The 12,556-nt window shown below is 71.8% G+C and carries 10 protein-coding genes; 8 read left to right on the top strand and 2 right to left on the bottom strand.

Annotation, left to right across the window (positions count from 1 at the left end):
• Window positions 1–34 precede the first annotated feature (34 nt).
• The 5 genes from MNY62_RS04980 to MNY62_RS04960 all read left to right on the top strand — a co-directional run bounded on the left by MNY62_RS04980 (window position 35) and on the right by MNY62_RS04960 (window position 7,729).
• Window positions 35–1,171 carry an efflux RND transporter periplasmic adaptor subunit gene (locus MNY62_RS04980; RefSeq protein ID WP_242343004.1) on the top strand — a complete coding sequence of 379 codons (1,137 nt, stop codon included), beginning with the start codon at window positions 35–37 and terminating at the stop codon, window positions 1,169–1,171.
• A 15-nt stretch (window positions 1,172–1,186) separates the two neighbouring features.
• On the top strand, window positions 1,187–4,369 hold the full coding sequence (locus MNY62_RS04975; protein ID WP_242343003.1) for an efflux RND transporter permease subunit: 3,183 nt from the start codon (window positions 1,187–1,189) through the stop codon (window positions 4,367–4,369).
• Window positions 4,370–4,486: 117 nt separating this feature from the next.
• On the top strand, window positions 4,487–5,464 hold the full coding sequence (locus MNY62_RS04970) for an ATP-binding protein (protein ID WP_242343002.1): 978 nt from the start codon (window positions 4,487–4,489) through the stop codon (window positions 5,462–5,464).
• A 56-nt stretch (window positions 5,465–5,520) separates the two neighbouring features.
• Window positions 5,521–6,324, top strand: a complete 804-nt coding sequence (locus MNY62_RS04965) for a polyphosphate kinase 2 family protein (protein ID WP_242343001.1) — start codon at window positions 5,521–5,523, stop codon at window positions 6,322–6,324.
• A gap of 136 nt (window positions 6,325–6,460) precedes the next feature.
• Window positions 6,461–7,729 carry an MFS transporter gene (locus MNY62_RS04960; protein ID WP_242343000.1) on the top strand — a complete coding sequence of 423 codons (1,269 nt, stop codon included), beginning with the start codon at window positions 6,461–6,463 and terminating at the stop codon, window positions 7,727–7,729.
• On the opposite strand, the gene MNY62_RS04955 is transcribed toward MNY62_RS04960, so the two are convergent.
• The gene (locus tag MNY62_RS04955) at window positions 7,687–9,363 is read right to left on the bottom strand and encodes a sensor histidine kinase (RefSeq protein ID WP_242342999.1); all 1,677 of its coding nucleotides are present in this window, start codon (window positions 9,361–9,363) and stop codon (window positions 7,687–7,689) included. The genes MNY62_RS04960 and MNY62_RS04955 overlap by 43 nt on opposite strands.
• A gap of 143 nt (window positions 9,364–9,506) precedes the next feature.
• The gene (locus MNY62_RS04950; protein WP_242342998.1) at window positions 9,507–9,983 is read right to left on the bottom strand and encodes an Lrp/AsnC family transcriptional regulator; all 477 of its coding nucleotides are present in this window, start codon (window positions 9,981–9,983) and stop codon (window positions 9,507–9,509) included.
• A gap of 160 nt (window positions 9,984–10,143) precedes the next feature.
• Between MNY62_RS04950 and MNY62_RS04945 the strand changes: the two genes are divergently transcribed.
• From MNY62_RS04945 to MNY62_RS04935, 3 genes are read left to right on the top strand one after another with little or no spacing between them, the layout of a single operon-like run.
• On the top strand, window positions 10,144–10,473 hold the full coding sequence (locus MNY62_RS04945; RefSeq protein ID WP_242342997.1) for a DUF2917 domain-containing protein: 330 nt from the start codon (window positions 10,144–10,146) through the stop codon (window positions 10,471–10,473).
• 50 nt (window positions 10,474–10,523) lie between these two features.
• Window positions 10,524–11,186, top strand: coding sequence for a response regulator (locus MNY62_RS04940; protein WP_242342996.1), 663 nt, complete (start codon window positions 10,524–10,526; stop codon window positions 11,184–11,186).
• Window positions 11,183–12,556 carry an ATP-binding protein gene (locus tag MNY62_RS04935; RefSeq protein WP_242342995.1) on the top strand — a complete coding sequence of 458 codons (1,374 nt, stop codon included), beginning with the start codon at window positions 11,183–11,185 and terminating at the stop codon, window positions 12,554–12,556. Before MNY62_RS04940 ends, MNY62_RS04935 begins: the two co-directional genes overlap by 4 nt.

Genomic DNA, 12,556 nt, shown 5'->3' with positions numbered 1-12,556 from the left:
CGTTTCGGTTCGTACCTGACCTTCGGGAGAGTGCATGAAGAGCAAGCGTACGCAGTGGATTCTGGTCATCGTCGGTTTGGTCGTCGTGGTGGGCGTCCTCGTCGGTGTGAAAGCCGGCCAGATCGTCACCATGGTCAGGGCGAGCGAGTCGTTCGCGCCGCCTCCGGAGGCCGTCACCTCGGCCAAGGTCGAGGCCGCCCAGTGGGAGGGGACGCGGGCCGCCATCGGATCCCTCGTGGCGATGCGCGGCGTGATCCTTGGCGCGGAGCTCCCAGGGACCATCCGCGAGATCTCGTTCGAGTCGGGGTCAGCGGTGAAGCGCGGCCAGGTGCTCGTGAAGCTCGACACCTCCGCCGAGGAGGCGCAGCTCGCCGCGGCCGTCGCCGACGCGTCGCTCGCGCGGGTGAGCCTGAAGCGCGCGGAGCAGCTGCGCCACGGCGAGGCCAACGCGCAGGCCGATCTCGACGCCGCCGAGGCGCGCGCGAAGCAGACGGACGCGACGGTCGCGAACCTCCGGGCGACCATCGCCAAGAAGACCATCCGCGCCCCGTTCGATGGGCGCATCGCGATCCGTCAGGTCGAGCTGGGCCAGGTCGTCTCGCCCGGGACCCCCATCGCGTCGCTTCAGTCGGTGAGCCCGATCTACGCGGACTTCTGGCTGCCCCAGCAGGCGCTCGCGGAGCTGAAGCCGGGCGAGCGGGCGCGCATCCAGGTCGACGCCTTCCACGGCGCGGCGTGGGACGGCGAGATCACCACCATCAACCCCGAGGTCGACCCGGCCACGCGCAACGTCCGCGTGCGCGCGACGTTCGAGAACCGGGACGGCCGGCTGCGCCCCGGCATGTTCGCGAACGTGCAGGTGCTCTCCTCGGAGAAGCGGCCCGTGCTCGTCATCCCCGCGACCGCGGTGATCTTCGCGCCCTATGGCGACTCGGTGTTCGCGATCGAGGAGAAGAAGGATGCCGCGGGCAAGACGACCACCGTCGCCCGCCAGAAGTTCGTCCGCACCGGGGAGCGGCGGGGAGACGTCGTCGCCGTCGCCTCCGGGCTGAAGGCGGGAGAGGCCGTCGTGAGCAGCGGGGCGTTCAAGCTGCGCAACGGCGCCTCGGTCGCCGTGAACAACTCCCTGGCACCGGACGCGCAGCTCGCGCCGAAGCCGACCGAAGAGTGAGCCGGAGGCCACCTCATGAAGTTCACCGATCTCTTCATCCGCCGCCCCGTCATCGCGATCGTCGTCAGCCTCGTCATCGTCATCGCGGGGCTCCAGGCGATCCGGACGATCAACGCCCGGCAGTACCCGCGCAGCGAGAACGCGCAGATCATCGTCACCACCAACTACGTCGGGGCGAGCGCGTCGCTGGTGCGCGGGTTCATCACCACGCCGCTCGAGCGCGTGATCGCGGCGGCGGACGGCATCGACTACATCGAGTCCGAGAGCAAGCAGAACGTCTCCATCATCCGGGCGCGGCTGCGCCTCAACTACGACGCGACCAAGGCGCTCTCGGAGATCGGCTCCAAGGTCGACCAGGTGCGCGGCGATCTCCCGCCCGAGGCGGAGGTCCCGATCATCACCATCGAGTCCGCCGACAGCGCGCTCGCCTCCGCGTACCTCTCCTTCGCCTCGAGCGCCCTCAAGCAGAACGAGATCACCGACTACCTCGTCCGCGTCGTCCAGCCGCGGCTCTCCGCGGTCGAGGGCGTGCAGCGCGCCGACATCCTGGGCGCCCGCACCTTCGCGATGCGGATCTGGCTGAAGCCGGACCGCATGGCGGCCCTGAACGTCAGCCCGGCCCAGATCCGGGAGGCGCTCTCGCGGAACAACTACCAGGCCGCGGTCGGCCAGACGAAGGGCTCGCTCGTCCAGGTCAACCTCACCGCCAACACCGACCTCAGGTCGCCCCGGGAGTTCCAGCAGCTCCCCATCCGCGAGCAGGGCGGCGCGGTCGTGCGGCTCGGCGACGTCGCCGACGTGGTGCTCGGCGCGGAGGACTACGACGCCCTCACCAACTTCAGCGGGCAGACGGCGGTCTTCATCGGGATCTGGGCCCTGCCGAACGCGAACTCGCTCGACGTCATCAAGCGCGTGCGCGTGGAGCTCGACTCCCTGCAGAAGGAGATCCCGGACCAGATCCAGGCCCGCATCGCCTTCGACGCCACCACCTACGTCCGGGACGCCATCACCGAGGTGGAGCGGACGCTCGCCGAGACGCTGCTCATCGTCGTGATCGTCATCTTCCTGTTCCTCGGCTCGCTGCGCTCGGTGCTCGTGCCGGTGGTCGCGATCCCGGTGTCGCTCATCGGGGCGGTGTTCCTGATGCAGGCCTTCGGGTTCACCCTGAACCTCCTGACGCTGCTCGCGATCGTGCTCTCGGTGGGCCTCGTGGTGGACGACGCCATCGTCGTGGTGGAGAACGTCGAGCGCCACCTGCGCGATGGGATGAGACCCGTCGACGCGGCGCTCCGCGGCGCGCGCGAGCTCGTCGGGCCCATCATCGCGATGACCATCACGCTCGCCGCGGTGTACACGCCGATCGCCTTCCAGGGCGGGCTCACCGGCGCGCTGTTCCGGGAGTTCGCGCTCACGCTCGCCGGCGCCGTCACCATCTCGGGCGTCGTGGCGCTGACGCTCTCGCCGGTGATGTCCGCGTACCTGCTCCGCGGCGGGGGCGAGGAGCGCGGGCTCGCGGGGCGCATCAACCGCGGCTTCGATCGCCTGAAGGCGATCTACGCGCGCCACCTCGAGCTAGCGCTGCGGTCCCGCGGCTCCATCTACACGGCGTGGATCGTGGTGAGCCTCCTCGCGCTCGCGATGTTCACGCAGGCGCCCAAGGAGCTCGCCCCGACGGAGGACCAGGGCTACATCTTCGGCGTCGTCAACACGCCCGCGAACTCGACGCTCGACCAGCTCGTGCCGTCGGTGCACAAGGTGAACGAGAGCGTGATGTCGTTCCCGGAGTCGCAGTTCACGTTCCAGGTCACCTTCCCGAACAACGGCTTCTGGGGTGCCGTCTTCAAGCCGTGGGAGGACCGCAAGCGGTCGGCGTTCGAGCTCCTCCCGCAGATCCAGCAGAAGGTCGCGGCCATCCCCGGCATCCAGGCGTTCCCGATCCTGCCTCCCGCGCTCCCCGGCGGCGGCCAGTTCCCGGTCGAGTTCGTCATCGCCTCGACCGCGGAGAGCTCCGAGATCCTGGACTTCGCGAAGAAGCTCCAGGAGAAGGCGACGGCGAGCGGGATGTTCGCGTTCCCGCCGCTCCTCGACGTGAAGATCGATCAGCCGTCGACGGAGATCGAGCTCGATCGCAACAAGGTGGCGGAGCTGGGTCTCGATCTCCAGACGGTCGGGCGCGATCTCGCGTCGGCGGTCGGAGGGAACTACGTGAACCGCTTCAGCATCGACGGGCGGAGCTACAAGGTCATCCCGCAGATCCTCCGCTCGGAGCGCCTGAACCCGGAGCAGCTGAAGGACGTCTACGTCACCGGCCCGGGTGGGCAGCTCGTCTCGCTCGCGTCCATCGCGAGCCTGCGGGACTCGGTCACCCCGCGGTCGCTCAACCGCTTCCAGCAGCTCAACGCCGTGAAGATCAGCGGCGTCGCGATCCGCCCCCTCGACCAGGCGCTCGGGTACCTGGAGGGGGAGGCCGCGAAGATCCTCCCCGCGAACTACAAGCTCGACTACACGGGCGAGTCGCGCCAGCTCCGCACCGAGGGGAACAAGTTCCTGCCGGCGTTCCTCCTCGCGGTGGTGCTCATCTTCCTGGTGCTCGCCGCGCAGTTCAACAGCTTCCGCGATCCGTTCGTGATCCTGGCCGGCTCCGTGCCGCTCGGCATGTTCGGCGCGCTCGTCATGATGTTCCTCAAGATGCCGAACCCGACCCTCCGGTTCTTCACGGACGGCTGGACGACGACGCTCAACGTCTACTCGCAGGTCGGCCTCGTCACCCTCGTCGGCCTCGTCGCGAAGAACGGCATCCTCATCGTCGAGTTCGCGAACAAGCTGCAGGAGCAGGGGCTCTCGAAGCTCGAGGCGGTCCAGGGCGCGGCGGTCACGCGGCTCCGGCCCATCCTCATGACCAGCGTCGCGACGGTCTTCGGCCACTTCCCGCTGACGCTCGTGAGCGGCCCCGGCGCCCAGGCGCGCAACAGCATCGGCCTCGTGCTCGTCGCGGGCATGACGATCGGAACGGCGTTCACGCTCTTCTTCGTGCCCGCCATCTACCTGCTCATCGCCCGGGATCACCGCGCCGAGGGCCGCGTCCCGGAGCGCAGCGCGCTCGAGCCGCAGGCGGAGCTCGATCCGCCGGACGGGCCGCTCCGCGCCGCCTACCAGGGCGCGGAGGGCGGTCCGCAGCGGCCGGAGCCCGAGTTCTAGATGGGCCCGTGCATCCGTGCCCGCCCGGAGTGCAAGGTCGCGCGGTGCGGGCCGCGGGTCTCCGGCGAATGATCCCTCCCGCCGCGGAGGAGCGGTCAGAGGCGAAAGGAAGCTGACATGGCCACGAGGAACCGGACGACCCAGAAGCCCCCCCGCGAGAGCTGGGATCTCGCGGAGAACGCGACCCTGAAGCTGCCGCGCCGGCGGGTCGCCGTGGTCGTGCGCGCCGAGCGCGGGACGGTGCTCGTCACGCGGGGCGGCGATCGCGAGGACCACGTGCTCGAGCCCGGTGACGAGCTGGTCCTGCCGCGCGGCGGGCTCGCGGTGGCGTGGGCCTTCACCGCCGCGACGATCTCGGTGCGCGAGGGGCTCCGCGTCCTCGCTCGGGGGGCAGACGAGGCGCCCCAGCGCGCCGGAGAGCTCGAGCCGCTCGGCGTCGAGGTCGCGCACGAGCTCAAGAACCCGCTCGCCGGCGTGAAGGCGCTCGTGCAGCTCGGGCTGCGCAATCCGGCGGAGGCCCCCGCGCACGAGCGCCTGGTGTTCATCGAGCGCGAGGTCGCGCGGATGCAGGAGATCCTGCGGCGCTTCCTCTCGTCGGCCCGGCCTCGCGAGGACGCGAGGCCGCCGCGCGTCGCGCTCGGGCCGGTCGTCGCCGACGCACTGCTCGCGCTCTCGGCGCTGGCGGGCGAGGCGCGGGTCCGGCTCCGCGCGCGGGGGGAAGCCACGGTCGACGGCGACCCGCGCCGGCTCAAGGAGGCGCTCCTCAACCTCGTCGCGAACGCGATCGAGGCCACGCCGCCGGGCGGGGAGGTGGTGGTCGAGGTGCGCCAGACGGGTGACGCGGCGGAGATCGCCGTCCGCGACACGGGCCGCGGCATGTCCTCCGAGACCCTCGCGCGGCTCGGCACCCCGTTCTTCACCACGCGCGAGGACGGCACCGGGCTCGGCGTGGTGCTGGCGCGCGCGGTGATCGCGGATCACGGCGGCTCCCTGCAGTACGAGAGCGAGCCGGGGAGGGGGACCACGGTCAGGGCGATCCTGCCCGGCCGGGTCGCTCCCGACGCGAGCGCCACGGCCCTCCCACAATCCGCCTGAGCGCGGCCAGGCCGGACCGCGGCTGGTAGGCTCGACGGAGCTCTCCGAGGGTTCCGATGGCCCATCCGTCGCTGTCCCGTCTCCTCGCGAAGGACGAGTTCCCGGCGGTCGCGTCGAAGGAGCTCTACGAGCGCCGGCTGGAGGAGTTGCAGCGCCGCATGCTGCTCATCCAGCAGGGCATGTTCCACGCCCGCCGGCGCGCGATCGTCGCGCTCGAAGGGTTCGACGCGGCCGGGAAGGGCGGCGCCATCCGGCGGCTCACCGAGGCGGTCGATCCACGAGGCGTCCGCGTCGTCCCCATCGGCCCGCCGGCGGCGGACGAGCAGGGGCGGCACTGGCTGTATCGCTTCTGGCGCGAGCTGCCGCTCCCGGGGACCCTCACCGTGTTCGACCGGACCTGGTACGGCCGGGTGCTCGTGGAGCGCGTGGACGGGCTCGCGAAGAAGGCCGAGTGGAAGCGCGCCTATCGCGAGATCAACGAGTTCGAGCGCTCGCTCGTCGACGACGGGGTCGACGTCGTCAAGATCTTCCTCGGCATCAGCAAGGACGAGCAGCTGCGCCGGTTCGAGGAGCGGCTGAGGGACCCCTACAAGCAGTGGAAGCTCGCCGACGCCGACGTGCGCGCCCGGAAGCGCTGGGACGAGTACGTCGACGCGGTGGACGACATGTTCGCGCGCACCGACACGCCGAGGGCGCGGTGGCACCTCGTCCCGGCGGACCGCAAGTGGTACGCGCGCGAGCGGGTGCTGCGCATCGTCACCGATCGGCTCGCGCGACATGGAGAGTGGATGGAGGCGCGCGTCCACGAGAAGGCCCAGGCGCGACGACTGGAGAAGGAGCTGAAGAAGCTCAGGTCCTGAGCGGACCGCTCAATGTGGGCGCGCCGCTCGCGCCCCGGCGAGGGTGGCGTGAGCGCGAAGCCCGCGCCACGCAGCCGACCCGAGCCGTCGAGGAGCCACGTGGGAGCCTGGCCCGTGGGCTGCAATACCGTCCCCCATGCGGCAAGGACTCACCGAGCGCCGGCTCCTCCTCGTGATCGGCGCGATCCAGTTCGTCAACGTGCTCGACTTCATGATGGTGATGCCGCTCGGGCCCGACTTCGCGCGGGCCCTCGGCATCCCAAACGCGAAGCTCGGCCTGGTCGGCGCGAGCTACACGGCCGCGGCGGCGCTCACCGGGATCGTGGGCGCGCTGGTCCTCGATCGATTCGACCGCCGCAAGGCGCTCGGCGTGGTGCTCGCCGGGCTCGTGGTCGGGACGGCGGCCGGCGCGTTCGCCACGAGCCTCGAGTCGATGCTGGCAGCGCGGCTCCTCGCCGGCGCCTTCGGCGGCCCGGCGACGTCGCTGTCGCTCGCGGTGGTCTCGGACGTGGTGCCGCCCGAACGGCGCGGCCGCGCCATGGGGGCCGTCATGGGCGCCTTCGCCCTGGCGTCGGTGCTGGGCGTGCCGGCGGGCCTGGAGCTCGCGAGGATCGGTGGCTGGAGATTGCCGTTCTTCGCGGTGGCGGCGCTCGGGGCAGGGCTCGCCGCGACCGCCGTCGCCGTCCTGCCGCCGTTGCGGCTCCACCTCGGGGCGCGCTCGAGGACCTCCTCGAGCCCGGGCGAGCTCCTGCGGCGCCCCACCGTCGCGCTCGCGCTGGCCGCCACCGCGGCCGTGATGACCGCGCAGTTCGCCCTCGTCCCGAACATCGCCGCCTACTGGCAGTTCAACCTCGGTTACCCGCGCGAGCGCCTCGGCCTCCTCTTCATCGCGGGGGGCGTGGTGAGCTTCGCGGTGATGCGCATCGCGGGTCGCCTCGCCGATCGGGCCGGAGCCGCGGTCACCATGGCAGGAGGGACCGCGCTCTACGTCGGCGTGGTGCTCGCCGCCTTCGTCTTTCCCGGCCGCGCGCCGCAGGCGCTGGCGCTCTTCGTGGCCTTCATGGCCGCGAGCAGCTTCCGCATGGTGCCGATGCAGGCGCTCACGAGCCGGGTGCCCGCGCCGGAGGAGCGCGCGCGCTTCATGTCGGCGCAGTCGGTCGTCCAGCACCTGGGATCGGCGACCGGGGCGTTGCTCGCCTCGAGCATGCTCCAGCAGCTCCCCGGCGGCCGGCTCGCGGGGATGGATCGCGTGGCGTGGCTCGCCCTGGCGCTGGCCGCCATCGTGCCCGGCCTGCTGTGGCTCCTGGAGCTGCGAGTTCGTGGTCGCGACGCGGGAGCGGAGGAGCTCTCGGCGGACCGCCGTCACGCGCCCGTCACCGCTCCCTCGTCCCAGGCCGCCCGGTGAGCTTCGGCCAGGGATACGCCGCTCGTCCTTGGTATACGCACCGTGAACGTCGTCCCGCGCTCGGACGAGGACTCCACGCCGACCGCCCCGCCGTGCGCGGTCACGATCTGGCTGACGATGTAGAGGCCGAGCCCGAGCCCCCGGGCGTGAGCGCCCTCCCGCCGGGCCGGGCCGCGGCAGAAGGGCTCGAACAGCACGGCCATGAGCTCGGGGGGAATGGTGGGTCCCTGGTTCAGCACCTGGAGGATCACCTCCTCCTCGTCGCCGCCGACCGAGAGTCGCACCGAGCCGTGCCTCGCGCCGTGCTCGAGCGCGTTCGCCACGAGGTTCGACACGACCTGCGCCATCCGCCCCGGATCCCAGGTGCCGTGCCCGTCTCCTTCCAGGTCGAGCTCGATCGTCCGGCCCGGCTCGGCGGCCAGCAGCTCGGAGACGACGCCGCGACACAGGGCGTGCAGGTCCGTCCGCACCGGCGCGATCGGCATGCCGCCCTTGAAGCGGCTGTGGGTGAAGTCGAGGAGCGTCCCGATGAGCTCGAGCATGCGCGCTCCCGCGCGGTCGATCTCCTCGAGGCTCTCGCGCACGTTCTTCGCGAGATCCTCGCGCCGCAGGAGGAGCGAGACGAGCGCGCGCACCGCGCCGAGCGGGTTCCGCAGGTCGTGGCCAAGGACCCCCATCATCTGCTCGCGGAAGACGAGCGCCCGCGCGAGCTGCTCCTGTGCGCGCTGCTGATCGGTGATGTCCTTGGCCGCTCCGGTGATGCCCACGATCGCGCCCGAGGCGTCGCGCAGCGGCTCCTCCGAGACCAGCATGTGGTGCACTCCGCCTCGCCGGTCGGAGACCTGCAGCTCCTCCTGGACGCGCTCGCCGGTCCGGAGGACCACGCGGTCGAGCGCGTCCATGCGTGCGGCCTCGCCCGGCGGGATGAGCTCGGCGTTGGTCCGCCCCAGCATCTCGGCGGCGGGGTAGCCGAAGGGCGGGTTGTACAGCCAGCGATAACGCAGCCCGAGGTCACGCTCGAAGAGGGTGATGTCGGAATGGGCGAGGGCGACGCGGATCCGCTCCTCGGTCCGCCGGAGCTTCTGGTGCACCCGCGCATTCTCGACGACCTGCGCGGCGCGCCTCACGAGCTCCTCCGCGAGCGCGACGTCCTCCTCTCCGTACCTCCGCCCGGACTCGGACGTGGTGAGGAAGGTCATGGTCGCGAGCGAGCTCGAGAGGGTGACCGGCACCACGAGCACGGAGCGAACCCCGAGCTGCAGGGCGAGCGCGAGGTACTCACCCTCCGTCTCAGCTCGCAGCGTGTCGTCGCCGTAGTCCGGGATGAGCACGGGGCGGCCCGACTGCAGCGCCCGCGTCGCCGGGAGCCGGCGCCGGGCGGCGTGATCGAGCGGGAAGCCGCGCAGCGCTGCGGCGAGCGGCGCCCGGCTGGGATCCCGGTGCGCGACCTCCATCCGGCGGACCTCGCGCTCCTCGACGACGTCGACGATGCACCAGTCGGCGAGCTCCGGGATCGACAGCCGCGCGACCGCGGAGAGCGCCTCCTCGTAGTCGAGGGTCGCGGCCAGCGCGCCCACCTTGGAGAGGAGGGTCAGCCGCGCGACGAACTTGCAGCTCTGATCGCCAACCTCCACCGCTCAGCTCCCCGGAGTCGCGGTGCCCTGGCACCACGGAGCCCGCGGTTTGATAGCGGTCCCCGCGCCGCGCCACCAGTCGACTCGAGCGAAGGGTCGAGCGGGCGCGCGCGAGAGGCCCGGCTGCGCGGGGCGCCGCCTCCTCAGGGGATCGGCAAGGCGAAACTGGATTTCGTCGTCGAGAGGATCACGTCGCTCGCGTAGCTCTTGATGTTGTGCTCGGCGGCGACGACCGTCCGGGCGAAGCGCTGGTAGTCCTCGATCGAGGCCGCGCAGACGAGCAGCACGAAGTCCACGTCACCCGTCACCGTCCAGCACTGCAGCACCTCGGGCAAGTCCCGGACCTTCTTCTCGAAAGCGGCCAGCAGGTCCTCGCGGGGACGCTCGAGCGCGATCCGCATCAGGACGAACACGCTGTACCCGAGTGCGGCAGGATCGACCAGGGAGACGTCCCCCTTGATGACGCCCTGCTCGCGGAGCCGGCGGCAACGCGCAAGGCAGGCGGGCGGCGACAGCCCGATCTTCCCGGCGAGCTCCTGATTGGAAATTCGGTTGTTCACCTGGAGGAACTTCAGAATCTTCAGGTCGATCTCGTCGAGATTCCACGGGGTTCGGGCCATCGCTTTCCATTTTAGCCGCCGTCTCGGCTCGCCGCCTAATCAGATTCTGGAGGCGAGTTGTCGCAGCATCATTCAGGAAGGTTTCGGCCGATATAACGGAATGGTGTTCCCTCGATGACTCGCCGCATCATCGTCCCGGTTCCTTGCGGAGGAGACGGCGATGAAGGCTGCACGGGCGACGGCGATTGCACGACTGAACCCTAGGATGTGGGAGTGGACGTGGGGGCGAGCGTGGGAGCAGCAGCTCTCCTCGCGAAGCGCCCCCAGCGCGCCGCTCGAGCTGAGGCTGGAGCTCACGGACGCGCGGAGCGTCCGGGTCGGATCGGCTCCGGTGGCGGTCACCTGCCTCGAGGGCGAGCTGCTCGTCACGTGCGAAGGCGACCCCGAGGACCACGTCGTCGGCCGCGGCGAGACCTACGTCACGCGGCGCCGCGGGCACCACGTCGTCTCGGCGCTCTGCCCGAGCCGCGCGCGCGTCGCACCTCGGTAGACGCCGCACTCGCCCGTCTCCCCGGGATCGTCGCTGGCTATGATGAGCCGGTGCGCGTCCTCGTGGTCGAAGACGATGCGATGCTGGGCGACGGGGTCCGGCGCGGGCTCCGGCAGCTCGGGCACGCCGTGGACTGGGTCCGGGACGGAGCCGAGGCCGATCTCGCGCTGGCAGGCGAGCCGTACGACGTCGTCCTCCTCGATCTGGGCCTGCCGGGCAAGGGAGGCCTGGACGTGCTCCGGGACCTGCGCCGGCGCGGCCGCGGCGTACCCGTCGTCATCATCACGGCCCAGGACGCGGTCTCGCAGCGTGTGGCGGGGCTCGACGCGGGGGCCGACGACTACCTGGTGAAGCCGTTCGATCTCGACGAGCTGGCGGCGCGCGTCCGGGCGGTCCAGCGCCGCAGCAGCGGACGCGCGGAACCCCTCGTCGAGCACGGCCCCCTCACGCTGAACCCCGCCTCGCACGAGGTCTTCCTCGCCGGCGCGCCCGTCGCGCTGTCGGCCCGCGAGTTCGCCCTGCTGCAGGCGCTGCTCGAGCACCCGGGCCGGCCCATCTCCCGCGCGCGGCTCGAGGAGCGGCTCTACGGGTGGGAGGAGCAGGTCGCGAGCAACGCCGTCGAGGTCCACGTCCACGCGCTGCGCCGCAAGCTGGGCGCCGAGTGGATCAAGACGCTGCGCGGGGTGGGCTACATGGTCCCGAGGCGAATGTGAGATCGCTCCGCCGGAGGCTGCTGGTGGCGCTCCTCGCGTCGGTCGCGACGGTCACGCTCGCCGCCGCGCTCGTCGTCTACCGGATGGCGCGCGAGGAGATCGACGCCGTCTCCGACTACCACCTTCGCCAGATCGCCCTCACGCTGCGCGACCGGGCGCCCCTGGGTGGCGCGGTGGTGGGTGGAGGGGACGCCGAGCTCGATTTCGTCATCCAGATCTGGGACCTCGAGGGCAGGAGGCTGTACCGCTCCAGGCTCGACGCAGGCCTGCCGGAGAGCGCCGCGCTGGGGTTCTCGACGGTGCGCGCGCGGAGCGGGGACTGGCGCGTCTACTCCGTCGAGCTGGCGGACCTCGTCATCCAGGTCGCCCAGCCGGTGCGCGTGCGGCAGGAGCTGGCGGTCGCCGCGGCGTCGCGGACGCTCGCGCCGGTCCTCCTCATGCTGCCCCTGCTCGCCCTGCTGATCTGGCACATCGTCGGGCGCGCGCTGGCGCCGCTGAACCGGCTGGCGGGCGAGGTGGCGTCGCGGACTCCGGCGGCGCTCGAGCCGATCCCCGAGACCGGCGCCCCGGAGGAGGCCGTCCCGCTCGTGCGCGCGCTCAACGCGCTCCTCGGCCGACTGGGCGCGGCCCTGACCGCGCAGCGCGCCTTCGTCGCGGACGCCGCGCACGAGCTTCGGACCCCGCTCGCCGCCCTCGACCTCCAGGTCCAGCTCGTGGAGCGCGCCCCCGACGCGGCGGAGCACGCCACGGCGCTCGCCGCGCTGCGCGCGGGCCTCTCGCGCATGACGCACGTCGTGCAGCAGCTCCTGACGCTCGCGCGGACGGGCCCCGACGCCGAGGCGAACCTCGCGGGCGAGCCGGTGCGCCTCTCCGAGCTCGTGGCGCAGGCGATCGCCGATCACGCGCTCCTCGCGGAGGCGAAGCAGATCGATCTCGGCGCCGCGCGGGCCGCCGAGGACGCGATCGTGCGGGGAGACCCGGCGTCGCTTCGCACGCTGCTCGCGAACCTGGTGGAGAACGCGATCCGCCATTCGCCCGCGGGAGGGCGCGTCGACGTCGACGCTGGCGTGGAGGCCGATCGCCCCTTCCTCGAGGTGTCGGACCGCGGGCCCGGCATCCCCGAGGACGAGCGCGAACGGGTCTTCGACCGCTTCTATCGCCGCGCCGGCTCGGACACCGGCAGCGGCCTGGGGCTCGCCATCGTGAAGGCCATCGCGGAGCGCCACGCGGCGCGCGTCGTGCTCCACGACACGCCCGGCGGTGGCCTCACGGTCCGCGTCGACTTCCCTGACCGTTCCGCGACGGACGCGTCTCCCGCGGCGCGCTCCCCGGCGCTGCCGGCGGTACCCAGCGAGGACGCCCGGCCTTAA

Origin of the sequence: Anaeromyxobacter terrae (assembly GCF_022690685.1) — a bacterium.
In the GTDB taxonomy this organism is placed as follows: Bacteria; Myxococcota; Myxococcia; order Myxococcales; family Anaeromyxobacteraceae; genus Anaeromyxobacter; species Anaeromyxobacter terrae.
The sequence above is the reverse complement of the archived record's forward strand: the minus strand, read 5'-3'. Positions and strand labels throughout refer to the sequence as shown.